20 protein-coding genes are annotated in these 24961 nt (G+C 56.1%); 8 read left to right on the forward strand and 12 right to left on the reverse strand.

Annotation, left to right across the window (positions count from 1 at the left end; all coding sequences use genetic code 11):
- Positions 1–9 precede the first annotated feature (9 nt).
- Both ACESNI_RS09800 and ACESNI_RS09805 read right to left on the reverse strand, forming a co-directional pair.
- Positions 10–1170: a pyridoxal phosphate-dependent aminotransferase gene (locus tag ACESNI_RS09800; protein WP_373086410.1), complete on the reverse strand. Its 1161-nt coding sequence runs from the start codon at positions 1168–1170 to the stop codon at positions 10–12.
- Between the two features lie 25 nt (positions 1171–1195).
- A complete protein-coding gene (locus ACESNI_RS09805) occupies positions 1196–2641 on the reverse strand; it encodes a gamma-glutamyltransferase (RefSeq protein ID WP_373086412.1) in 1446 nt (481 codons plus the stop codon).
- A gap of 61 nt (positions 2642–2702) precedes the next feature.
- Here ACESNI_RS09805 and ACESNI_RS09810 point away from each other — a divergent pair, with 61 nt between their 5' ends.
- Positions 2703–4052 (forward strand): M48 family metalloprotease, encoded by a 1350-nt coding sequence (locus tag ACESNI_RS09810; protein WP_373086413.1) that lies wholly within the window; start codon positions 2703–2705, stop codon positions 4050–4052.
- Between the two features lie 8 nt (positions 4053–4060).
- On the opposite strand, the gene mscL is transcribed toward ACESNI_RS09810, so the two are convergent.
- Positions 4061–4483, reverse strand: coding sequence for a large-conductance mechanosensitive channel protein MscL (gene mscL, locus ACESNI_RS09815; protein ID WP_373086414.1), 423 nt, complete (start codon positions 4481–4483; stop codon positions 4061–4063).
- 228 nt (positions 4484–4711) lie between these two features.
- Here mscL and ACESNI_RS09820 point away from each other — a divergent pair, with 228 nt between their 5' ends.
- Positions 4712–5512, forward strand: coding sequence for a DsbA family protein (locus ACESNI_RS09820; RefSeq protein WP_373086415.1), 801 nt, complete (start codon positions 4712–4714; stop codon positions 5510–5512).
- A 35-nt stretch (positions 5513–5547) separates the two neighbouring features.
- Here the strand turns inward: ACESNI_RS09820 and hppD are convergent, their stop codons facing one another.
- Together hppD and ACESNI_RS09830 are read right to left on the reverse strand one after the other, a co-directional pair.
- Positions 5548–6606 carry a 4-hydroxyphenylpyruvate dioxygenase gene (hppD, locus tag ACESNI_RS09825; protein ID WP_373086416.1) on the reverse strand — a complete coding sequence of 353 codons (1059 nt, stop codon included), beginning with the start codon at positions 6604–6606 and terminating at the stop codon, positions 5548–5550.
- 137 nt (positions 6607–6743) lie between these two features.
- Entirely contained in the window at positions 6744–7502 is a 759-nt protein-coding gene (locus tag ACESNI_RS09830) for a DUF3750 domain-containing protein (protein WP_373086417.1), read from the reverse strand.
- Positions 7503–7723: 221 nt separating this feature from the next.
- On the opposite strand from ACESNI_RS09830, the gene aroQ reads away from it, so the two are divergent.
- The 4 genes from aroQ to aat are packed head-to-tail and all read left to right on the forward strand — an operon-like array spanning position 7724 to position 10664.
- Positions 7724–8164 (forward strand): type II 3-dehydroquinate dehydratase, encoded by a 441-nt coding sequence (gene aroQ / locus ACESNI_RS09835; protein ID WP_373086418.1) that lies wholly within the window; start codon positions 7724–7726, stop codon positions 8162–8164.
- Between the two features lie 19 nt (positions 8165–8183).
- The gene (gene accB, locus ACESNI_RS09840) at positions 8184–8645 is read left to right on the forward strand and encodes an acetyl-CoA carboxylase biotin carboxyl carrier protein (protein ID WP_373086419.1); all 462 of its coding nucleotides are present in this window, start codon (positions 8184–8186) and stop codon (positions 8643–8645) included.
- A gap of 15 nt (positions 8646–8660) precedes the next feature.
- Complete coding sequence (gene accC / locus ACESNI_RS09845) at positions 8661–10001, forward strand: acetyl-CoA carboxylase biotin carboxylase subunit (protein WP_373086421.1); 1341 nt, start codon at positions 8661–8663, stop codon at positions 9999–10001.
- Positions 10002–10013: 12 nt separating this feature from the next.
- Positions 10014–10664, forward strand: a complete 651-nt coding sequence (gene aat, locus ACESNI_RS09850) for a leucyl/phenylalanyl-tRNA--protein transferase (RefSeq protein WP_373086422.1) — start codon at positions 10014–10016, stop codon at positions 10662–10664.
- Here aat and ACESNI_RS09855 read toward each other — a convergent pair.
- The 3 genes from ACESNI_RS09855 to ACESNI_RS09865 are packed head-to-tail and all read right to left on the reverse strand — an operon-like array spanning position 10601 to position 11950.
- A complete protein-coding gene (locus ACESNI_RS09855) occupies positions 10601–11065 on the reverse strand; it encodes a DUF2155 domain-containing protein (protein WP_373086423.1) in 465 nt (154 codons plus the stop codon). The genes aat and ACESNI_RS09855 overlap by 64 nt on opposite strands.
- A 17-nt stretch (positions 11066–11082) precedes the next feature.
- Positions 11083–11538 (reverse strand): outer membrane lipid asymmetry maintenance protein MlaD, encoded by a 456-nt coding sequence (mlaD, locus tag ACESNI_RS09860; protein WP_373086424.1) that lies wholly within the window; start codon positions 11536–11538, stop codon positions 11083–11085.
- A 49-nt stretch (positions 11539–11587) separates the two neighbouring features.
- A complete protein-coding gene (locus ACESNI_RS09865) occupies positions 11588–11950 on the reverse strand; it encodes an NADH:ubiquinone oxidoreductase subunit NDUFA12 (RefSeq protein WP_373086425.1) in 363 nt (120 codons plus the stop codon).
- A 468-nt stretch (positions 11951–12418) separates the two neighbouring features.
- On the opposite strand from ACESNI_RS09865, the gene ACESNI_RS09870 reads away from it, so the two are divergent.
- Positions 12419–16081, forward strand: a complete 3663-nt coding sequence (locus ACESNI_RS09870) for a vitamin B12-dependent ribonucleotide reductase (RefSeq protein ID WP_373086426.1) — start codon at positions 12419–12421, stop codon at positions 16079–16081.
- A gap of 278 nt (positions 16082–16359) precedes the next feature.
- Here the strand turns inward: ACESNI_RS09870 and ACESNI_RS09875 are convergent, their stop codons facing one another.
- On the reverse strand, positions 16360–18042 hold the full coding sequence (locus ACESNI_RS09875) for an EAL domain-containing protein (RefSeq protein ID WP_373086427.1): 1683 nt from the start codon (positions 18040–18042) through the stop codon (positions 16360–16362).
- A 133-nt stretch (positions 18043–18175) separates the two neighbouring features.
- Positions 18176–19960 (reverse strand): aspartate--tRNA ligase, encoded by a 1785-nt coding sequence (aspS, locus tag ACESNI_RS09880; RefSeq protein WP_373086428.1) that lies wholly within the window; start codon positions 19958–19960, stop codon positions 18176–18178.
- A gap of 204 nt (positions 19961–20164) precedes the next feature.
- On the opposite strand from aspS, the gene rnd reads away from it, so the two are divergent.
- Positions 20165–21313, forward strand: coding sequence for a ribonuclease D (gene rnd / locus ACESNI_RS09885; protein ID WP_373086429.1), 1149 nt, complete (start codon positions 20165–20167; stop codon positions 21311–21313).
- On the opposite strand, the gene ACESNI_RS09890 is transcribed toward rnd, so the two are convergent.
- Together ACESNI_RS09890 and ACESNI_RS09895 are read right to left on the reverse strand one after the other, a co-directional pair.
- Positions 21300–22814 (reverse strand): hypothetical protein, encoded by a 1515-nt coding sequence (locus ACESNI_RS09890; protein ID WP_373086430.1) that lies wholly within the window; start codon positions 22812–22814, stop codon positions 21300–21302. The two genes, rnd and ACESNI_RS09890, sit on opposite strands and share 14 nt — an antisense overlap.
- A 35-nt stretch (positions 22815–22849) precedes the next feature.
- Entirely contained in the window at positions 22850–24952 is a 2103-nt protein-coding gene (locus tag ACESNI_RS09895) for an RNA degradosome polyphosphate kinase (RefSeq protein ID WP_373086482.1), read from the reverse strand.
- Positions 24953–24961 lie beyond the last annotated feature (9 nt).

Consider the following 24961-nt stretch of genomic DNA (forward strand, 5'->3'; position numbering starts at 1 on the left):
AAAAGGGAGCTATTCAGCTCCCTTTTTTAATCCCGGCCATGTCTTCAGGGCGGTAATCGCTTGTGTGATGCTGGTCGTCGATCCGGCGAAGGAAAACCGGACATAGCCATGGCCCCGATGGGGATCGAAATCCACGCCCGGCGTTGCCGCCACGCCTGTTTCGGCAAGCATTTTTTTGCAAAATGCCACTGAATCATTAGTGAATTCGTGGACATCCGCATAGATATAGAAGGCCCCGTCAGCGGCGGCGAGCTTTGTCAGCCCGAGCTTTGGAAATTCCCGCAGCAGGATATCGCGATTGCGCGCGTAATCCTCGACATAGCCCTCAAGTTCCGCCATGCCATCGAAGGCGGCGACGGCCGCATACTGGCTGAGTGCGGGCGGCGAGATAAACAGATTCTGGGCAAGTTTCTCGATCACGGCGACCTGACGCTCAGGCACGATCATCCAGCCAAGCCGCCAGCCGGTCATTGAAAAGAATTTTGAGAAGGAATTGATGATGATCGCATCGTCGGTCAGCTCAAGCGCCGATGTCGCAGGCTCGCCGTAGCAGATACCGTGATAGATCTCGTCAGAGATGAACGTCATCTTTCTCACGCGGCAATACTCGACAAGAGCGGCGAGTTCCGTTCGGGTAAGCATGGTTCCTGTCGGATTGGACGGGCTGGCAACCAGCAAGCCGTGCAGCGGCCCGTCAAGGGCGTCTAACAGCGCTGGTGTCGGCTGAAAATTTGTCTCATCATGACAAGGCAGCCCAACCGGTTCAAGATCAAGCGAGGTCAGGATATTACGATAGGCCGGATAGCCGGGCTCGGCGAGGACGACCCGGTCACCCTTTTCGAAGGCGCTGAGGAAGGAGAGCAGGAACCCGCCAGAGGACCCGGTGGTCACGATCACGCGCGCGGGCGAGATATCAACACCATAAAACCGGGCGTAATGAGCGGCAATGGCAACCCGGAGCGGCGCTATCCCAAGAGCGTCCGTGTAGCCGATCTGCTGATCCTTCAGTGCCTGCATCGCCGCCGCGATCACTTTTGGCGGCGCCGAGGTTGCCGGTTGCCCGACTTCCATATGATAAACGGCCCCGCCCGCCTGCTCCCGAAGATTGGCGGCCTTTAGCACTTCCATGGCGATAAAGGGGCTTATTTCGCGCCCGGGCGACCTGCTCATAGGTGAATTCCTGCTTTTGTAGGCGTTAGTTCTCAATCATCGACAGGCCATAGCCGCGCGGGTCATGGCGGGAAATGCAATTTTCCGACTTTCCGTTGCGACAATGAATGGCGTTGACCACCGCGAGGCGATCGACTTCTACCAGGATCGGGTAGCTCTCGCTGAGCCTGGCGACATCGTCCCCCGGCATGGCCGATTCATACAGGAGCGGCAAAAACCGGCCCATGGTGAACAGCCGCGGCGCCTCGATCGCGGTGTCAAGGGGGGCGTCGCGGGCGAAGACATTCAGGGCGGTGGTGATCGAGGCGGGCGTTGCCGCCGCCCCGCCGGTGGCGGCGCTGCCGTAATAGAAGTTCTTGTTAGGCAGGTTGACGACCAGCATCGGCGACGTCAGGAACTCACCCTGCTGTTGGGGGATGTTCGGGGCCATGATGATACCCGTGATATTCCCGATCTTTCCCGCGCCAAAAGCCTTCTTAAGCCCGACGACACAGGCCACGGCATTGCCGCGGCTGTCTGCGGTCACAAAGGAGGTCGTACCGCGGCTGATAAACGGGGAAATGGTACTGAAATTTTTAAACACATCCGCCGTTGCGTTGGCAATGTCAATCTGTGGGATGGTGACATCCCTGCCTAAAAATCCCTTGCCTTCAAACAGGCTTTTCCAGAGCTTTGCGTAGGTATCGCCGTCGGCATCCACAGACACACCCACCATATTGGTGTCGACCCGGAAGGTCTGGGCCTCGTGCCAGACTGGCTTATAGTTGATCAGGTCAAGCAGCGAGATGTTACCGCCCGCATTGCCGCTATCCTCAATGAAGGTGCGGGCCCAGTTGCCGCTATAGAAGGAGGCGCCGCCTTCAGAGCGCAGCGAGGTGAGCAGGCTGGCAAGGCGCACCTGGCGGATTTTTGTCCCTTCCGCCACAAAATTACCGTCATTATCCTTGAACATGTTGTTCAAGGCATAGTCGAGCGAGAGCTTGTCCTCGTTGAGCGCCATTGCCATATATTGCGCACGCGACAGCGGCTCGCCGAAGCGGGCGATGTTTTCTGCCGGGGCGAGAACGGACGACCAGTCCAGCAGGCCGTAGCGGGCCTGGAGTGCCGCCATACCACGAATATTGCCCGGAATGGCGATATCACCGCCGCCCTCCGGTGCCATATTGGGGAACTGGAGGTTCTCGAGCTTGTTGGTCTTGTTGTCGTAGACAACGCATTCCCCGCCGCCGCCCAGCGATGCTGCCACCGGGTAGGTCGCAGCGAGCGTGAAATAAAGGGCAACAGCCGCGTCGGCCGCCGTTCCGCCAGCGGACAGGATATCCTCCGCGACCAGGGTGGCCCGCGGCTCATCCGAGGCGACACCACCAAGGGCCCCCTCGATATTGCCAACCTTGCCGAGCGGAATTGAGGGTCCACCACAGGCCGACAGTAAGAATGATGGAATAACTAAAAGCGTGACCAGTCGAACCACCCATTGACGCGCGATAGAACTGTTCCTACTTTGGGGGGAGGGTGATGAAAGGATGTTTTTTTTGATAAAACGCATAGTAACGCCGGTTTCCATATTCCTTGTCCTATTTTTTTCCACGTACGGAGCCTATGCAAAACAGACGGGCCCGTCCTTCATACGTGACGCCGAAATTGAACACACCCTTCGTTCATACGCAAGTCCTCTGTTCAATGCGGCCGGACTGAACGGCGACGCTGTCACCATTTATATCATCAATAGCCGTGATTTGAATGCTTTTGTCGCCGGCGGGCAACGATTGTTCCTGTTTACCGGCCTGCTGGAACGGGTTGAGACACCCGGTCAGTTGAAAGGCGTGATCGCCCATGAAACCGGTCATATTGCCGGTGGCCATCTGGCGCGGGCACAGGATGCGCTGAAAAATGCCAATATCAAATCAATCCTTGGTCTGCTTCTCGGGGCGGCGGCTGCGGCGGCCGGCGGCGGCAACGCCGGGGCGGCGGTTATGATGGGTTCAGGCGATGCGGCGACCAAATCCTATCTGGAGTATAGCCGGACGCAGGAATCCTCGGCGGATCAGGCGGCAATAACCTATCTCGACCGGACCCACCAGTCGGGCCGGGGCATGGTTGAATTCCTTAATATCGTCGGCGCCGGGGAGTATACGCCCTATAGCACGATTTCCTCGTATTACCGCAGTCATCCCGTCTCCAGTGACCGGGTTGCGGCCCTGCAGCAGCGGGTCGATGCCTCTCCCTATAAGGATACCCCCCCCTCGCCCAAGGATATGGATGAGCTGAAACGTATGCAGGCGAAGCTCTATGGCTTTACCAACCCACTGGCGAAAACGTTGCGCGAATACCCGCTCACCGACAAGAGCCTCTACGCGCGCTATGCCCGGGCCATCGGGTATTTCCGCTTTCCTGATCTTGACAAGGCGCTTGCCGAGATCAACAGCCTGATCGCCGAAGAACCGACGGACCCGTATTTCTATGAGCTGAAAGGTCAGGCGCTGTATGAGAACGGCAATATCTCAGATGCCGTGAAACCACTTGAAACGGCGGTCAAGCTCGCGCCGGATGAACCGCTTATCCTGACGCTTTATGGAACGGTCCTCAATGCCACCGGACAACCGGCGGATACGGAAATGGCGATTGCCGTCCTCAATGACAGCCTTTCCTATGATCCCGATAATGGCAGCACCTGGGATCAACTGGCTACGGCCTATGGCCGCAAGGGGGATACGGGTATGTTATCCCTTGCCAGCGCGGAACGCTCCTTACTGGAGGGGAATATGCAAAAGGCGATTTTTCACGCCAAGCGCGCACAGGATTTCTTTAAGCCCGGGACCCCTGCCAATCTGCGGGCGGAGGATATCATCACCCTCGCCGGACAGGAGTCCCGGAAAAACTAGGGTTTATGTTATTTGGTCTTCAGCAAGTCCCGGATTTCCTCAAGCAGAACTTCGTTGTAAGGCAGCGGAACGGGTTCCGCCGGAACAACTTCCTCCTCCTTTTTCTGGCTGAGCCGGTTGATCTGCTTGATCAGCAGGAAGACTGCAAAGGCAACGATGATAAAGCTGAACACCGTGTTGATAAAGACACCATAGTTCAGTGTCACGGCGCCTGCCGCCTTGGCCGCCTCCAGCGTCTCATAACTGCCGGCGGACAGGGTCAGGAAAAAGTCCGAAAAATCGACGCCACCTAATAGCATACCGATGGGCGGCATGATGATATCTGAGACAAGTGATTTGACGATGGTCCCGAATGCCGCGCCGATGATGATACCGACCGCCATGTCGACAACATTGCCGCGCATTGCAAATTCTTTGAATTCCTTAAACATCTACTCCCCCTTTTACCAACTCTATTTGTAAAACTGAAATACTTGCCCGGTATTTTTAGCAGTTGAGCGCTAGGTACGCCAGTATAGGTGGCTTCCGTAAATCCGGCAATCACCATTATTGCCCACCAGAAAAGGGGAGTTAAGCGCAAGTTCACACGATTGTTCCTTGGATTCTGCACCGTCTTTGGCCATAATCACTGACTGAAATTTCAACGAAAGCCTTAATGTATGTCCGAATCCCGAAAACTCAGCCGTTTGAGCATTATCTCGCTTTGTGTCCTTGTTGGCCTCCTGCTCTTTGGCGGCTATCAGGTCGTCACTGCAAAGCAGCAAATCGGCGATGATGAATTCGGCAGCCGGGTGCGGGCCTATCTGATGTCTAACCCGCAAGTCCTGCGCGAGGTGATCAATGAACTTAGCGCGCAGGAGAAAATGGCAGCTGCGGCGGATCAGAAGTCCCTACTCACCGTGCACGCCAAGGCGCTGAAGCACGACCCGGCAAGCTACGTCGCTGGCAACCCTGACGGCGATATCACTATTGTCGAGTTCTTTGATTACCGCTGCGGCTATTGCAAGAAGAGCTATCCCGATGTAATGAAAACCGTCGCCGACGATGGCAATATCCGCCTGGTATTGAAAGAGTTCCCTATTCTGGGAGAGCAATCCATCCTTGCGACACAGGCGGCCATTGCCTCTATTGAGCAGGGAAAATATATCGAATTTCATGATGCCCTGATGGCGGCGCGCGGGAGTTTCTCGAAAGAGGTCATTCTCGGCATTGCCAGCGACGTCGGCCTGGATATCGATAAATTACAGGAAGACATGCAGAAAGACAGCGTGCGAAAGATTGTCGAGGATAATTATGCCCTTGCCAAGCAACTCGGCATCAATGGCACCCCCGCCTTTATTATCGGCGAACATTTTGTGCCCGGTGTCCTTTCCATCGAGCAGATGAAGCAGCTGATTGCCTCGGCCCGGGAAAGTGCCGCCGCCGCTGACAGCAACGCCGACAACGACAGTAAATCCTGAGTCTAGATCACCGACTATGGGGAGGCGATGCCGGTTTAGAGGACGCCGCGGCGTATCTGGTCCTGCTCGATCGATTCAAACAGGGCCTGGAAATTACCCTCGCCAAAGCCTTCATTGCCCTTACGCTGGATAATCTCGAAGAAGATTGGGCCGATGACGTTCTGCGTGAAAATCTGAAGCAGCAGGCCCTGCCCCTCGGTCGGGGCGCCGTCGACAAGGATTTGCAGATCCTTTAGCCGGGCAACATCCTCCCCATGGTCCCTGACCCGCGCATCGACCGCTTCATAATAGGTATCGGGCGTTTCCTGAAAGAGTGTGCCGACCGCGCGCATGGCCGCGACCGTCGTATAAATATCACTGGTTCCAAGGGCGATATGCTGAATGCCTTCACCGTGATAGGCATTGAGATATTCCTGGATCTGCGACTTGTCGTCAGAGCTTTCATTGATGGGGATTCGGATTTTGCCGCAGGGGCTGGTCATTGCCTTACTTTTCAGGCCGGTCAGCTTGCCTTCGATGTCGAAATAGCGAATTTCCCGGAAGTTGAACAGGCGCTCGTAAAAATCGGCCCATTCGCCCATGCGGCCGCGATGGACGTTATGGGTCAGATGATCAATATAGGTGAGGCCGGTGCCCACAGGGTCGCGCTCTTCCCCCTCGATCGGCTGAAAATCAACGTCATAGATCGATCCCTTTTCGCCGTAGCGGTCGACGAAGTAAATCAGCGAATCACCGATGCCCTTGATGGCCGGAATGTTCAGTTCCATTGGCCCGGCCTGGGATGGTACTACCCAGGCGCCATTCTTCTCGGCCAGACGAATAGCGGCGGCGGCGTCCTTGACCCGAAAGGCCATGGCGCAGGCGCAAGGGCCATGAATGCGCGCAAAAGACTGGGCGAAGCTGTCCGGCTCGGCATTGACGATAAAATTGACATCGCCCTGCCGGTACAGTGTCACGTCCTTGGCGCGGTGGCGGGCGACGGGGCGAAACCCCATGGAAATGAAAAGCTTACCGAGAGCCTCCGGATCGGGAGCGGCATATTCGACAAATTCAAAGCCGTCGGTTGCCATCGGGTTTTCCCATATATCAGCCATTTCCACTCTCCCGAAAATTGGTTACATCTGTAACTTATCTGATTAAAATGGGCCCGGATCCAGCGAAAGTCAAGCGAGTGGAAAAAGGCATATTTTTGTACAACCGCTTTACTTTCGCCGCCTTCACATTCCCGGTTTCAGAAGATCGGTATCCGGCCGAAACCCGGCAACTTCAGCGCCACGTCATCAAAATCAAAGCCGATGGTTAGCCCGAGCAAATGCAGCTCTGCCCCCTCGACCGGGCTGAGTGTGAAGCCGCCGTAACCGCCGAGGGAGAGCTGGAACCCTCGTCCGCTAACTGCGTGGGCGGTGACGATACCGCTGCCGATATAATCCTTGCCGATCGCTGTCGGCGGCAGATCGAGGGCCAGCTCCGGCACCTCGCGACCGATATGGGCGATGAAACTGTTGGAGTTGGGGCCGGGCCACAGGCGATAGTCATATTTATGCGGATAGGCCTCGATGACGCCTTCGATTTTGGTGATTAGGTGCTCCGCAGCTTCGCCTTTCACCTCCGCCAGCAGCTCGGGGAGGTTTCCAAACCAGTAATTATCCGGCGATCCGCGGCGATGAGTAAGCGCTTCCCCGCCCCGGTACGCCCGCCAGCCAATGACCTCGTACCGGTGATAGTCATAGGCCCCGGATTTCTTCATCGAAATCCAGGTATGAATGGCAAAATTGCCGCGCCAACTCCAGGTCCGGGCGCCGAACACCTGAATGACCGCACCGGGATAGTCTTCGGGAGCTGGCGATAATTTTGCCGTATCCCGCCGCGCGGAGGACCAGTCGGCCGCGCCCGTGCCGGGTCCGGCAGCGTAGGAGAGCATTTGCGGCACAACGAAAGGTGTCAGGACGCAAAGGATCAGGATCAGAATATTACGAACGGACTTTAACATGGCCTCCGGATTTCAAAGGTAAACGACGAATATGGCTTAGGGACGAGATGCTCATCTTAATCTAGCGCCGATGCGGCGGGATGACGAGTCCGGTTCACGCGGGATTTACCGGGCACTGCATAGTTTAATCGACTTAATGCCAGTACTGCTTTAAACTCCCGGCAAACTTCAGTATAAGAAACGCAGTTTGGGCCGGTGGCCCGGAAAAAGCGGGATTGAGTATGGGTAAGTCTGTCATTGTTATTAATGGTCCGAACCTGAACCTTCTGGGGACACGTGAGCCGGAGATTTATGGCGCCGTGACCCTTGCCGATATCGAAGCGCTTTGCGCTGGCCACGGTAACAAACTCGGCATCGAGATTGCATTTTCCCAGAGCAACCAGGAAGGCGACCTGGTGGACGCCATCCAGAACGCCGCCGGGAGCCATGACGGGATCATTCTCAATGCGGCCGCCTATACCCATACCTCCATTGCACTGATGGACGCCATCAAGGCGAGCGGGCTACCGACGATCGAGGTGCATTTATCAAACGTGTTTGCGCGGGAACCGTTCCGCCATCATAGCTATATCTCTCCTGCCGCGGCAGGTGTTATATGTGGATTTGGCGCAAAAGGATATGTGCTGGCCATTGACGCCCTTGCCGACATTTTTGAAAAGTAAACAAGAGAACCGAGACATTATGAATAAATTGAGCATAGACAAGAAGGCGATCCGGGACCTGGCCGAGATCATGAACGAGACCGGGCTTGGGGAAATTGAAATTGAAACCGGCGAGCATCGCCTTCGGGTCTCGCGCGGCGTGGCGCAGAATGCAATGGCCGGCGGCATGATGCAGTCGGTTATCGAGGCACCAGCCCCGACCGCAGCTGCAACCGTCGCGTCGGCGGCGGCCGAGGCGCATGCCCATCCCGGCGCTGTCAAGTCGCCGATGGTTGGAACGGTTTACCTGTCGCCCGAACCCACCGCCCCGCCGTTCATCAATGTCGGCGACAATGTAACAGAAGGTCAGACCCTGCTGATTGTTGAGGCGATGAAAACAATGAATCCGATTGCCGCACCACGGGCCGGCAAGGTCGTGAGCGTTCTCGTCTCCAATCAGGAGCCGATAGAATACGGCCAGCCCCTTGTAATAGTAGAATGAGCGGCAGGCACATAAATGTTTGAAAAAATCCTGATTGCGAATCGCGGCGAAATTGCGCTCCGCATTCATCGCGCCTGCCGTGAAATGGGCATCAAGACGGTAGCGGTTCATTCGTCCGCCGATGCCGATGCCATGCATGTCCGCCTTGCCGATGAAAGCGTCTGTATCGGGCCGCCCAGTTCGACGGACAGCTATCTCAATATCCCCTCGATTATCGCAGCGGCCGAGATCACCAACGCCGATGCCATTCATCCGGGCTACGGCTTTCTGTCGGAAAATGCGAAATTTGTCGATATCGTCACCGCTCATGGCATCAAGTTCATCGGGCCGTCGGCGGATCATATCCGCCTGATGGGCGACAAGATCACCGCCAAGGAGACCATGCGCAAGCTGGGCGTTCCTTGTGTGCCGGGATCGGCAGGCGAAGTCATGACCCTTGCCGAGGCGGCCCAGTCGGCCGCGGAAATCGGCTATCCGGTCATCATCAAGGCCTCTGCCGGCGGTGGCGGCCGCGGCATGAAGGTGGCGGCGACGGCGGACGACCTATCGGAAGCCTTTTCCTCCGCCCGTTCTGAATCCAAGCTCGCTGTAGGTAATGATGCTGTCTATATGGAGGAGTACCTCAGCACCCCGCGCCATATCGAAATTCAGATCCTCGCGGACGGACAGGGCAATGTGGTGCATCTGGGCGAGCGTGACTGTTCGCTGCAACGGCGCCACCAGAAGGTGCTCGAGGAATCACCGTCGCCTGCAATGACCGATCAGCTTCGCACCCGTATCGGCAAAACCGTCGCCGATGCCATTCGCGACATGAATTATGATGGTGTCGGCACGATCGAGTTCCTGTTCGAGAATGACGAATTCTATTTCATTGAGATGAACACCCGGCTTCAGGTTGAACATCCGGTCACGGAAATGGTTACCGGCATCGATCTGGTGCAGGCGCAGATCAACGTGGCGGCGGGCTACCCGCTCACACTCCGTCAGGAGGATATCAAGTTTTCCGGCCACGCCATCGAATGCCGGGTAACGGCGGAAGATGCAGTGACCTTCGCCGCGAGCCCGGGACCGGTGACCGAGTTTCATGTGCCGGGCGGACTTGGGGTGCGTGTCGATTCCGCGCTCTATACCGGCTATAATATACCGCCCTATTATGACAGTTTGATTGCCAAACTGATCGTCCATAGCAACAGCCGCGAGGAATGCCTTCTGCGCCTGAACCGGGCGCTTGAGGAGTTTGTCGTCAGCGGGATCAAGACCACCCTGCCCCTGCATCAGGAGATAGTGCATAATGCGGAATTCCGCGCCGGTTCCTATAATATCCACTGGCTGGAAAAATACCTCGCCGAACGATAAATTCCTGCTGAGATGACCGGGCTTACCGCTGAAATGATCCTCAACGCCTATATGCGGGGCGTTTTTCCCATGTCGGAGGCGCGCGACGACCCGGATTTATTCTGGGTCGATCCGGAACTGCGCGGTATTTTCCCGCTTGATGATTTCCATGTGCCGAAGCGGCTGGCGAAAACTATTCGGAAAATGCCGTTTGAGGTGACCATTGACACCGCATTCAGGCGGGTCATGCGCGAATGCGCCGCGGATCAGGAAAACCGTCACACCACCTGGATCAACCAGCCGATCCTGGATCTATACGGCGAGTTGCATGACAGGGGGTTCGCCCATTCCGTTGAATGCTGGCAGGACGGCGAGCTGGCAGGCGGGCTTTACGGGGTTTCCTTCGCCAGCGTCTTTTGCGGCGAGAGCATGTTCACCCGGGTCACAGACGCAAGCAAGGTCGCGCTGGTCTATCTTGTTGCCCGGCTGATTCACGGCGGCTTCACTCTGCTGGATGCGCAGTTCATCACCGACCATCTGGCGCGGTTCGGGGCCTTGGAGATCGCCCGCGCGGACTATCATGCCCGCCTGAAACTGGCCTTGACGGTACAGGGGGATTTTTATTCCTTGCCGCCGGACTTGGGAGGTTTGGAAATTTTGCAGTCAATCACCCACACATCATAAACCGGGTGCTCAAGGGCATTGATCGCCGGGCTTGAGGCGAACATCCAGCCCGTAAATAGGCGGACTGGCTCCTTCCCCTCATGTTCCTCAGTGATTTCAAGGAAGGTCGCCGTTTCCGGCGTTTCCTCAGGCGGCTGTTTCAGACATTTCCGCGGCCGGATCACGAGGCTGCCGAAACGCGCGGTCTCATCGATTGGCACGAACAGGTCTTTAGTCCGCGCGGTCACCTTGTCGAGGGCGCGCAGCACCACGATATCGCCGTCGATTGCCTCCGACGCCGTTACCGGCGAGGGCATTAATATTCCGATCACGGCCATAAGTAAAAAACCAGCGAGCCAGACGCCTTTCCAGACAGCTATCAATTGTAGTTTCTCTTTACGCACGACGGAAAAAGCGGACAAGGGGCAAATATTCCTGTTTATTTCTTCGAATTACCGCTGCTGAAAATGGCCTGACCGATCAGGTCCTGAATATTCACCGCGCCCTGCGTGTAGGTAATCTTGTCTCCGTCTTTCAGCATGTCATCAGACCCGCCCGCAGACAGTGCGAGATAATTGTCGCCCAACAGGCTGCTGGAGGTGATCTTGGCGGAACTGTCCTCGGGCAACTGGATATCTTCATTAAGGTTGATGCTGACAATCGCGCGGAAGGTTTTCGGGTCGAGCCGCTGGGCCGTGATGGCCCCAACCTTGATGCCGCTCATGCGGACGTCGCCGCCCACACTAAGGCCATCGACATTGTCAAAGGCCGCTGTTAGCACGATGCCACCGCTTGACGTATTCACATCGGCCGTACGGTATGCGAAAACCAGAAAAATGGCGGCAAAGGCAAGCACAACAGCGCCAATGACCGTTTCCACAATATTACTGCTCATCTCATGTTCCCCCATCCGCGCGCTGTCGGCGCAGGATTGAATTGTGTCGTTACGGCTTCCACGCTTGATAATCCCCGGTGCCTTTTTGACGCGTGGCGTCACTGTTGATAGCGCCACCCGGACGATAGGCAAATTCGGTTCCTGTCAGATTGGGAAGATGCTCTTCCTCCCAACTTTTACGGTCAACATCCTGCTGATCAGGCAGCTTGTCGGTGGTATAGTGAAGCCAGATATGCCAGGCGGAAGGAACTTTCGAGGCCTCAGGCTCACCCTTGTACAGAACCCAACGCCGTTCGCGTCCGACAGGGCCGGTTGGTTTGCCTTTTTCCCGGTAGTAGCGGTTACCGAACTGGTCTTCTCCGACCGGTTCGCCCCGCCACCACGTAAACAATCGTGTGCCAATCGTTGCCATTATCACTCATCTCACGGAATATCACTATTAATGCCCGGAATATGGCATTCCGGCAGGGTTTCGTCCAGTCTAACTTTTCCAAAGGCGATCCTCCAGCTCGCCGTATGGAAAGCCTTCTGATTCTGATGGATCCGTTGTCACGCCTCTCTCCACTATATCCAGTGTTGCGTTTGTGCAACCAAAACAGATTTTTATTAACCATATTATCTTATGCCTTTGTCACAAATCCTCCACATTCTGCCAGATATGGAGATATGCATAAAATTAGCACTATATCTTGTGCATATAAGACCTTGACTTCAAAATTATCGGCGGACATCATCCGGGCGTTCAGGGGGACTTTCCTACTACATGTAGTAGGCGTCGGGAGCGGGGAAAGCGGGGCTGACCCTGCGTTCCGGCGTCGCAAAGGTCGCTTTTCCGAACAGATTGACAGTAATGACACACAAGGCGATTGGAAGGCACAAGATGCGTATTGAACGGCGTTTTACAGATGAGAAATCTTCCCCTTACGCAACGATTAAATTCCGGCAAACAACCAGCGAGATCCGTAATCCGGATGGATCGGTGGTGTTCAGGCTCGCGGATATCGATGTGCCGGCCGGCTGGTCCCAGGTTGCCTGTGATATCATCGCCCAGAAATATTTTCGCAAAGCCGGTGTCCCGGCCCGCCTGAAACCCGTTGCAGAAAAAGACGTGCCGGAATGGCTGTGGCGCCAGACAGCGGATACAGCCGCCCTTACAACGCTGCCTGAAAACGAGCGGATCATCGGCGAGACATCCTCAACCGAGGTGTTCGACCGGCTCGCCGGGACCTGGACCTACTGGGGCTGGAAAGGCGGTTATTTTGACGGCGAGGAAGATGCCCGCGCCTATTTCGATGAAATGCGCTACATGCTGGCCTGCCAGATGGGCGCGCCGAACTCCCCGCAATGGTTTAACACCGGTCTGCACTGGGCCTATGGCATTGAAGGGCCGGCGCAAGGCCATTCCTACGTCGATTTCAAGACCGGCAAGCTCAAACAGTCGGTTAACTCTTATGAGCATCCACAGCCCCATGCCTGCTTCATTCAGTCCGTCGATGACGACCTGGTCAATGAGGGCGGGATCATGGATCTCTGGGTACGTGAAGCGCGACTGTTCAAATATGGCTCTGGCACCGGCACCAATTTCTCGAACCTGCGCAGCGCCGGTGAGAGCCTGTCCGGCGGCGGCAGGTCTTCGGGATTGATGAGCTTCCTCAAAATCGGTGACCGGGCCGCGGGCGCCATCAAGTCAGGCGGCACCACGCGTCGCGCCGCCAAGATGGTAACACTGGATATCGACCATCCGGATATCGAGGAATATATCGGCTGGAAAGCTGTTGAGGAACAAAAGGTTGCCGCCCTCGTCTCAGGTTCGAAGCTATGCAATATCCATCTTAACAATGTCATCAAGGCCTGCTTCGAGATCGAGGGGGATGAAGCCTTTTTGCCCGCCGAGAATCCGGCGCTCCGCAAGGCTATTATCGGTGCACGCAAGGCCATGGTCCCCGAAAATTACGTGCAGCGTGTAATCCAGTTTGCACGGCAGGGCTATCGCGAGGTTGAGTTTCCGACCTATGATACAGACTGGGATTCAGATGCCTACCTGACGGTTTCGGGCCAGAATTCCAATAATTCCGTCCGCATCACCGATGATTTTATCGAGTCGGTTCTCAAAGACGGCGACTGGAACCTGATCCGGCGCACCGATGGCAAAATTGCGAAAACTGTCAAAGCCCGCGATTTGTGGGAACAGATCGGCGAAAGCGCCTGGCAATCTGCCGATCCGGGCCTGCAATATGATACCACTATCAACGATTGGCATACCTGTCCCGAAGATGGCCGTATCAACGCCTCCAACCCCTGCTCGGAATATATGTTCCTGGACAATACGGCCTGTAACCTCGCCTCCCTGAACCTGATGACTTTCCGCCGGTCCGACCGCCATTTCGATGTCGCCGCGTTCGAGCATGCGGTGCGGCTCTGGACGGTGACGCTGGAAATTTCCGTGCTGATGGCGCAGTTCCCCTCTGATGAAATTGCCCGCCTCAGCTACAAGTTCCGCACCCTCGGTCTCGGTTTCGCCAATATTGGCGGCCTGCTAATGGCGCAGGGCCTGTCCTATGACAGTGACGAAGGGCGTGCCCTTTGCGGGGCGATCTCGGCCGTGATGACCGGTGTTGCCTACAAGACCAGCGCCGAAATGGCGGGCGAGCTTGGCGCCTTCCCGGGGTACAAGAAAAATGCTGACCCGATGCTGCGGGTGATCCGCAATCATCGTAACGCTGCCTACGGGCTTTCTGACGGTTATGAGGGTCTGGCGGTGACGCCGGTCCCGCTCGATGCCATCAACTGCCGCGAAACTGACCTTGCCGAGGCCGCGAAGACGGCCTGGGATGCGGCGCTTGATCTTGGCAAGAAGCATGGCTATCGCAATGCGCAAGTCTCGGTTGTCGCCCCGACCGGCACCATCGGGCTGGTTATGGATTGCGATACCACAGGAATTGAACCCGATTTTGCCATCGTCAAATTCAAGAAGCTGGCGGGCGGCGGCTATTTCAAGATTATCAACCGCACAGTGCCGGAGGCCCTCACCTATCTTGGCTACAGCAAGGCTGAGGTCAAGGGCATCATCGATTATGCGGTCGGCCACGGGACGTTAGAGGATGCCCCGGGGGTCAATCATGAGACCTTACGCGCCAAAGGCTTCACCGATGAGATCCTGATGAAGATCGAGGAGGGTCTTGCCACCAGTTTCGACATCAAGTTCGCCTTTAACAAGTTCACGATTGGCGAGGAGTTCTGTATTGAAGCCCTCGGGCTGAAGGCGGATGACTTCAACGACTATAATTTTGACATGCTGGCGGCCCTTGGCTTCTCCAAGAAGGATATCGAGGCGGCTAACACATATTGCTGCGGTGCCATGACGATGGAGGGTGCTCCTAACCTGAAAGATGAGCATTTGCCGGTCTTTGATTGCGCCAATCCTTGCGGTCGTATCGGCAAGCGCCTGCTGTCCGTGGAAAGCCATATCAAGATGATGGCCGCCTCGCAGCCCTTTATCTCCGGCGCCATCTCGAAAACCATTAACATGGCCAACAGCGCAACGGTGGAGGATTGCAAGGAAGCCTATCTGCTGTCCTGGAAGCTGGGGCTCAAGGCTAATGCGCTCTATCGCGACGGCTCGAAACTCAGCCAGCCGCTTAGTGCTCTTGCCTTTGACGAAGATGATCTTGACGAAATGAACGACGAAATCCAGACCTCCCCGGCGGCGGCGAGCAATGTCGTGGCTGAACGTATCGTCCAGCGCATTGTCTCGGAACGCAAGAAGCTCCCGACCCGCCGTAAAGGCTACACCCAGAAGGCAGTCGTCGGCGGTCACAAGGTGTATTTGCGCACTGGTGAGTATGACGATGGCGGCATCGGCGAGATTTTCATCGATATGCACAAGGAAGGCGCCGCCTTCCGCAGCCTAATGAACAATTTTGCTATCGCCATTTCCATCGGCCTGCAATATGGCGTGCCGCTTGAGGAGTTCGTCGAGGCCTATACCTTCACCCGGTTCGAGCCATCCGGCATTGTCGAGGGCAATGATGCCATCAAGATGTCAACCTCGATCCTCGACTACCTGTTCCGCGAGTTGGCGATCTCCTACCTTGGCCGCAACGATTTGGCCCATGTCGTCGTCGATGACCTGCGCACCGACGGGCTCGGGACTGGCGATGCCCAGGCAAAGATCACCGAGGATGAATATTCGGAAAACCAGCTTAACAATGTCATTAATCTCGCCTCAACCGGCTATGTCCGCTCCAATAATTTTGAAGTGCTGCAGGGCGGACTATCGGCGATGGCGATGAATCTCGGGCAGGCCCAAGCCGTGGCAGCAGGCGGCACCCGTGGTGCCTCTTCGGCGACTGTCAGCCCCAGCGCGCCCACCGGCGGCGGCGGAAAAACAGCGGCAGGATCAGAAAAGCTGAACCGGGTGCTTGAAGCGCGCATGAAGGGATATGAGGGAGATAGCTGCGGCGAATGCGGCAATTTCACCCTCGTCCGCAATGGCACCTGCATGAAATGCGACACCTGCGGATCGACGAGCGGGTGCTCATAACCAGTTCAGTTAGTCGCTTGTCGCGTAAATTTAATCGGCCGTATTAAGGAAGTTTTAGTAGCGTACCCAGTAGAGTAAAAGAGTAGCGTTTTCAGTAGCTTTGCGTAAAAAGTAACAGTTGTGTACCCAGTAGCTTACCTAAGTTTGTATCCGAGTAACGTAGCCTGTATTTTCAGTTCATGTAGCTATAGGCGGCGGGATCAGTAGAGTCTTATCCAAGTACTGTAACCTGTTGATACTCCCATAGAAAAGAGCATGTTTCCGGAGACATGCTCTTTTTATCCCCAGGTTTTTGCAAACCCCTTACGTTTCATGTTCATGGATATCGCCCGGTTTTTGCGACGTGTCTGGATGTCTGGCTGCGGTTTGCCGAAATACCATCCCTGCCCGTATGTCACCCCCATAACCGTGAGGACATGAAGCTGGTCCTTGGTTTCGACCATTTCGGCGATCGTGCCGATGTTCAATTCATGACAGAGCCGGGACATCGCCTTCATGATGGCCGCATCCTTTTTGTTGGTCAGGACATCCTTCATGTAGAGCCCGTCAATCTTGATATAGTCGACAGTCAGTGCGCGAATATACTGAAAGGACGCCGATCCCGATCCCATGTCGTCAAGACTGATCTCCATGCCGTTGGATCGGATGGTCTGAAGTATCCTTTCAGCCCGCTCAAGATCCTTGATGCAGGATGTCTCGGTGATCTCGAGGCTGACACTCTCGCGGACCTCCTCGTTATCGCTGTAAAGCGCCATAAGGCTGTCGACAAACCTGTCGGACTCAATAGAAAGGCCAGAAATATTGATGGCCAGTTTCGGCAAAACATCGCCGCGCGCCTGAAATTCAAGCAGCTTTTCCTTCACCTTCTTGGCGACCCCAAGATCAAGGTCATGGATGATGTCGGTTTCCTCGGCAAATGTAACTGTTTCATAGGGGGATTCGCCGTCCTTAAAACGGGACAGCACCTCATAATGATGCACATCCTTGTCAACGATATGGACAATCGGCTGGTACACTAACTTGAATTTGTAGTTCTGAAACACCGATTTCAGCGCCAGCATGCGGTTCATGGTGGTTTCTAGCCGGTTATTCATGCCATCCGCCAACGACGTGATTTTAAGGCTGTTATCCTCACTATCGACGAAGCGATTGATAACATACATAAGGGCCTGCGTGGCATTGCCCGCCGAAAGATCGTCTTTTTTAAGCGGGACCGAATTATGCTGAATCGTGATATTGCCTTTCGGATCGGCCTCTTTGGCGATTGCCGAAATTTTTTCCTCCAGAATCGCACCATCAACGGAAGCGCTATGGACGATACCAAATTTGTCGTCATCCAGCCGTCCGGCAGAATCGCCGCCAAGCGAGAAACGGCGCAGGGTATTGCCGATATTCTGCAAAAAGGATTCAAGTTCCGTCTCGCCGATCCGCTCTCCCATACCCTCCGTACCGGCAAGGTGCAATAGTGTGAGTTCCGTCTGCTGTCCTGTCTCCGCCCCGTAGGCCATCTGGTCATCGGCGAGTTTCAGGAAATCCTTGCGATCCAGCAGACCGGTATTGGAATCGCGATGATCGACCACGTTGCGCGCGGCGGGCAATCCCGACACATTCATGGAAAGAAAGATATGACCGTGGTTTCGTGGCAATTTACAGGCACCAATAACCGCGGTCACCTTGGTTTTGCCCATTTTGGCGGCCACCGGTGTAATGCGGTCGCCCTCCTTCATGTCATCGAGGACGTACCGAATGAGACCCTGGTCCTGGGCCGCGACTACCTCGACAAACGACTTGCCTTTCAGCTCCGCCGCGTCAAAACCGGTGAGCCCCTTGGCCGCACCGGAGATAAAGCAGATATTCCCTTTACCATCCAGTTCGATCAATAAATCCGCGGCGGCAAAGGAAAAGGCGACAAACCGTTCCTTTTCCGACCGTACCGCTTCCACTTTTACATCCTGTGTCACAAATCTTAAACCTCTGCATCATTCGATCAGAGATTAACCATTGATTTATTAACAAATCAGAAAGCTGGTAAAAAAAAGATGAAATTCCGCCTCTGGTGCGCTCCTATACCGCCCGTGCGCCATCCGGGGTCGCCTAATCCCCAGATTTCGGCGTCGGCATCACAGTTCGAACATGCAATTCGCGCAAATTCTTGAGCGGGACTTCGGCGGGCGCCTGCATCATCAGGTCCTGTGCCTGCTGGTTCATGGGAAACAGGATAACCTCGCGGATATTCGGCTCGTCCGCGAGCAGCATGACAATGCGATCTACCCCCGGGGCAATGCCGCCATGGGGCGGGGCGCCGAAGCGGAAGGCGTTCAACATGCCGCCAAACCGATCCTCGACGACAGCGGCGTCATAACCGGCAATCTCGAAGGCCTTGATCATGATATCCGGGCGATGGTTCCGGATGGCCCCGGACGAAAGCTCGATCCCGTTGCAGACGATATCATACTGATAGCCCTTGATGTCGAGCGGGTCCATGGTCTCCAATGCCTCAAGGCCGCCTTGCGGCATGGAGAACGGGTTATGGCTGAAATCGAGTTTCTTTTCCTTCTCGTCATATTCGAACATCGGGAAATCGATGACCCAGCAGAAGCGGAAGACATTCTTCTCGATGATGTCCAGTTCTTCGCCGATCCGCGTGCGGGCCTTTCCAGCGAGTTCCGCGGCTCCAGCCTGCTTGTCACAGGCAAAGAACACCGCATCGCCATCGCCAACGCCGGTCAGCTTCTGAATTTTGGCAATGCGTGCTTCATCAAGGTTCTTGGCAATCGGCCCCTTGGCCTCCCCGTCCTTGAAGATAATATAGCCGAGACCGCCCGCGCCTTCCTTGCGCGCCCAGTCGTTCATCTTGTCGAAGAAGCTGCGCGGCCGGTCACCAGCCCCCGGCGCCGGAATGGCACGAACAATCGAGCCAGCCTCAATCGCCTTGGCAAACAGGCCAAAGCCAGAGCCGGTGAAGGGTTCCGTCGTATCAACCAGAATAATCGGATTGCGCAGGTCCGGTTTGTCGGTCCCGTATTTCAACATCGCCTCGTCGAAGGGAATGCGTTCGAACGGGGTCACAACCTTGCGATCCCCGGCGAACTGCTGAAAGACCTTCGTCAACACCGGCTCGACGGCGGTGAAAACGTCGTCCTGGGTGACAAATGCCATTTCGATATCAAGCTGGTAAAACTCACCCGGACTACGGTCGGCGCGGGCATCCTCATCGCGGAAACAGGGCGCGATCTGGAAATAGCGGTCGAAGCCCGACATCATGATCAGCTGCTTGAACTGCTGCGGGGCCTGTGGCAGGGCGTAGAACTTGCCCGGATGCAGGCGGCTCGGCACCAGAAAGTCGCGCGCGCCTTCCGGCGAGGAGGCTGTCAGGATTGGCGTTTGGAACTCCATGAAGCCCTGCCCGCGCATCTGCTCGCGGAGGGAGCCGATAATCTCGGAGCGAAGGACAATATTCTGATGCAGCCGTTCCCGGCGGAGGTCAAGATAGCGATGGCGGAGACGGATATCCTCGGGATATTCCTGATCGCCAAAGACCGGCATTGGCAACTCGTCGGCGGCGGATTGCAGGGTGAATTCCTCGATATCGATCTCAACGGCACCGGTCGGTAAATTCGGGTTGGTCGTCTCGGCGCTCCGTGCCACAACCTTGCCCGTGATGGTGATGACGCTCTCCGCGCGCAGGCTCTCGACGGCGCTGAAATTGGCGACGTCATGCTCTATCACGCATTGGGTGATGCCGTAATGGTCGCGCAAATCGACAAACAACAGGTTGCCGTGATCCCGCTTGCGATGAACCCAGCCGGAGAGGCGGACGGTTTTTCCAACATCGCTGTCGCGCAACTGGGCGCAAGTATGGGTTCGGTAGCTATGCATTGATACTCTCTTATATTCGTCTCGACCCGCATTCGGAGCCAGTGGATATTGAAGCGCCTGTATTACATGGTTTTTTGCTGCGCGCCAACCTTCCTTTCTCCGGAAAACTCGGCTATTCTAGCGCTCTGATTAACAAAATATGTAACAAGTTGCGTTTAGGTGCCCCGAGACGCGGACTTTGTTGAGAAACGGCCCATAGAATTCATGCAAATTATCACGACGACTGCAGCCCTCGACGATCTGGTTTCGAGGCTTGAAACCCATGACTATATCACCATCGATACCGAGTTCCTGCGGGAAAGCACTTTCTGGCCGATCCTGTGTCTGGTTCAGGTCGCCTCCGACGATGAATCCGCCATCATCGACCCGATGGCCGACGGTATCGATCTCGCCCCGCTGTTTAAGCTAATGCAGAATGAGGCGGTGCTGAAGGTTTTTCATGCCGGACGACAGGATCTGGAAATTTTCCATCATCTAAACGGCGAGGTGCCAATCCCGATTTTCGACACGCAAGTCGCGGCCATGGTCTGCGGCTTCGGCGAGTCGGTCGGGTATGATACGCTGGCGGCAAAGATCACCGGCAAGTCAATTGATAAATCCTCACGTTTTACCGACTGGTCGCGTCGGCCACTTTCCGATCGCCAGCTCACCTATGCCGAGGCCGATGTCACCCATCTTCGCGATGTCTACAAGCATTTATCACAAATGCTGAAAGCACGCGGTCGTGGGGACTGGGTCACGTCCGAGATGGAAATCCTGCGCTCCGCCGAGACCTATTTCGTGCCGCCGGAAAACGCCTGGCAACGTATCAAGTCGCGCAATAACCACCCCCGCTTCCTCGGCATTCTTCAGGCCATCGCCGCCTGGCGCGAGGAGCAGGCACATAAACAGGACTTGCCGCGCAACCGCGTGCTGCGCGACGAGGCGCTGCTTGAGATCGCCTCGAACCCGCCGAAGAACGCGGAGGGCTTGTCCCATGTCCGCGGCCTTGGCAAGAATTTCGCGGGCGGGAAAATGGGCGCTGGCCTGCTGGAGGCAATCCAGAAAGGCGTCGCGCTGCCAACCGATGAATGCCCAAAGGTGGCACGTAAAGAACAGTTGCAAAAAGGTGCCGGTCCGTTAATGGACCTGCTGAAAGTGCTGTTGAAATTGCGCTGTGAGGAAAACGAGGTCGCGCAGAAACTCATCTGCAACACCTCTGATCTTGAAAAAATCGCTGTTGCCGACAATGCCGATGTCCTGGCGCTTAAAGGCTGGCGGCGAAAAGTCTTCGGCGACGATGCCCTGAGGCTCAAAAACGGGGAAATCGCCCTCTCGTCCGCGGACGGGAAAATCCGGATTATTTCCCTTTGATAATGCTGATTTCCGCTGTTTTTCCAAGGCTGCCGGCGAGCGTTTCAAACTGATTGACCACATGCACGCCGATCAGGGCGGACAATGACTGCGGCACCCGCAAGGTCACGGTGTTGGCGCTCAATTTAAGCTGTGTCCGGCTTAGAATGCCGATAGTGCCGCCGCTTAATGTATGAGACAGGCGAAGGGCGAGGCCGACACTGAGGGCGTCCTTTGCTTCCTGCTCCGTGAGCAGGCGCAAACTGTCGTCCGTGGCGGGGCCGGAAAAATCGCCTTTGTAGCGCGCATAGACCGCGAGCGCCACCATGGCCCGGCCGCGATGACCGATACCGCTGAAGGGCGCACGGAAAATCCGCCGAAAAGCCTGCGCCGCGCGGTAATCGGAATTTGCCCACCAGGCGATATCGCTCAACGTGGCCGCGGCGAGGGTTAACCGCCGCCCCCGTTCATCGGCGGCTAGAACCAGTCCCTTCAGCCAGCCGTAAATTTCCTCTCCATGCTCGGCGAAGCGGCCTTCACTTGCCGCCATGTCGCGGCAGGCCTCAAGCAGCGGATCGCGCCGCCGCACGGATTTCTTGAGCTCAGAAAACAGCATGCCCTCGCGCAGGCCGTTTCCTGAAAACACGATCTTCTTCGGGGTCGCCTTGTTCAGCAATTCCTGCAAGGTGATGGCGGCGGTCCGAATGATATCGACCCGGGATTTGGGGATACCGTTCGCCGCCAGCAACTGCTCCGGCGTCATGGCGAGAATTTCGTCGATCAGCGTGCCGATCTCCTCCGGGGTGAGACGGTAGTTATGGATGATCGTCAGCGGATGCCCGGTTTTGACGATATGGTAGCGGGCGAGAACGCGCCAGGCGCCGCCAACAGCATAGAAATTCCGACCCGCCACATCGGGCAGCCAGTCGGCCTTTTCAAATTTCTGGTTGATGAGCTTGCGAAGCTTGGGTTCCGCCATATTCATATGCGAGAGCCGCAGGGCGCCGAGCGGCAGTGTCGCCGTCTGGTCAATCCGCCCAGCCGCCACCTCGACAAGTTCCAGACTGCCGCCGCCAAGGTCGCCTACGAGGCCATCGGCCTCTGGAATGCTGGAAATGACTCCGAGGCCGGAATAGCGTGCCTCCTGCTTGCCGCTCAGAACCTGAACGTTGAGATCGCATTCCTGCTCGATTTCCGACACGAATTCCGATCCGTTGTCGGCTTCGCGTACCGCCGCCGTGGCGGCGACCATCACCCGCTCAATTCCCATGTGGTTGACAAGAGCCGCATAGCGCCGAAGGGCGTTCAGTGCCTCCGCCATCGGCTTTTCGCCGAGCAGACCGGTGGTGCCGAGATCCTGGCCCAGGCCGCAGAGGACTTTTTCGTTGAATTTTGGGAGGGGCACACGCTGCGGCCCGTCAAAGACGACCAGCCGGACGGAGTTGGACCCTATATCTATGACGGCGGTAGATCGATCCGAAACTTTAACGGCTGGATCAAGCTCTCTATCCCGTTCTTCCATTATTTCTCAATACCTGACACGTATACTGGACGGATTTAGTTCGGCGGTACAAGTTTTGGCACAGGGTCCTTTACAAGCAAAGCTTTCCCGCGTCCAGACAAAGACGGATTTGTCATGAAATAATTATGGGCGGAGAAGAGTTCGCCGGTGCCGGTGATTTTCTCATACTCGCCATTTTCCGTCAAACGCCAACTCTGCGCTGTGTCCTTCAGGCAGACCACCATGATCTGGTCAAGGACCTGGCGTTGAATTGTCTCGTTGGTCACCGGTACCAATGTCTCAATCCGGCGGTCGAAATTCCGCTGCATCCAGTCGGCAGATGAGATGAAGACCTTGGCCTTCGGGGATGGCATTTTTTCGCCCGCACCGAAGCAAATGATGCGTGAATGTTCCAGAAAGCGGCCGACGATGCTGGTCACCTGAATATTCTCCGACATGCCTTTGATCCCCGGCCTCAGGCAGCAAATTCCGCGAACAACCAGCCGAATATCGACACCGGCGTTGCTGGCCCGGTACAGGGCATCGATCATTGCCGGATCGACCAGGGCGTTCATCTTTGCCCAGATCGCCGCCGGCTTGCCGTTCCTGGCAAATTCACTTTCCGCATCGATCATCTCAATCAGGGAGCTGCGGAGGCTGTAGGGCGATAAAATCAGCTTTTGCAATCCCTTCGGCTTGGCATACCCGGTGATGTAATTGAACATCAGCGACACATCCTTGGCTAGCTGCGGATCGGTCGTGAACATCGACAGGTCGGAATAGACAAGGGCGTTGACCGGATGATAATTGCCGGTGCCGAAATGCATGTAGGTTTTAAGCGTCTCGCCCTCGCGGCGGACCACGACCGAGACCTTTGCGTGGGTCTTGAGATCGATAAATCCGTAGATCACCTGGGCCCCTGCCCTCTCCAGATCGCGTGCCCATTTGATGTTTGCCGCCTCGTCAAATCGGGCTTTCAGCTCGATCAGGGCGGTGACAGATTTCCCCGCTTCTGCCGCCTCTATCAGAGCATTGATTACCGGTGAGTTCGTTGAGGTTCGGTACAAGGTATGCTTGATGGCGACGACATTCGGGTCCGCCGCCGCCTGCCGCAGAAAATGAACAACAACGTCAAAACTCTCATAGGGATGATGGACAATGAAGTCCTTGTTGCTGATGGCGGTGAAGATATCCCCGGCGGTATCGCGCACCCGCTCCGGATAGCGCGGCGTATGTGGCAGGAAGCAAAGATCAGGTCGCTCAAGCGTGATGAGTTCATCGGTATTGGACAGGCCCAACAGACCGTCAACAGTCATGATCGCGCGCCGGTCCAGTTCCAGTTCGGCAACCAGATAATCGACAAAGGCCTGCGGCATGTCCTGGTTGACCTTCAGGCGGATGACACTGCCGCGGCGGCGGCGTTTCAGGGCCGTCTCGAACAGCCGGACAAGATCCTCTGCCTCCTCCTCAACCTCGATATCGCTGTCCCGGACAATCCGGAACAGCCCCTGCTGGGCCACGGTGTAGCCGGGGAAAAGATGATCGAGAAACATCGTCACCACATTCTCAAGAGCGATATAGCGGATGTTCGGGCCGGGCAGACGGATAAAACGGTTGAGTGTCTGCGGCAGCAACAGCAAGGCCTTCAATTTGCGTTCATTATTCTTGCGCACCAGCTCCATCAGCATACCGAACCCGAGATTCTGGATAAACGGGAATGGATGGGCGGGATCCAGCGCCATTGGCGTCAGGATCGGATAGATCTGTTCCTCGAAATGCTCCTTGAGCCACAAGCCTTCGTCAATGGTGATCTCGTCGGGCGTCAGGACCTCAATGCCGGTTTCACGGAGTTCAATCAGCAGCTTTTTCCACTGCCGCTGCTGCTCGTCAATGAGCAATTTTGCCTTGTGATCGACCTGCTCAAGCTGCTGGGCGGGCGTCATGCCGTCCTCGCTGACCGCCTTGATCTGCGCCTTGATTTGGCCCCACAGGCCGGCGACGCGCACCATGTAGAATTCATCAAGGTTAGCCGCAGAGATCGAGAGAAAACGGAGTCTTTCCAGCAACGGATGTCCGGAATTTGCTGATTCTTCCAGAACCCGCCAGTTAAAGGACAACCAGGAAAGTTCACGGTTTATAAAGCGCGCCGGACTTTCCATTAGGCTCGG

Source organism: Sneathiella sp. (assembly GCF_041689005.1).
Classification (GTDB): domain Bacteria; phylum Pseudomonadota; class Alphaproteobacteria; order Sneathiellales; family Sneathiellaceae; genus Sneathiella.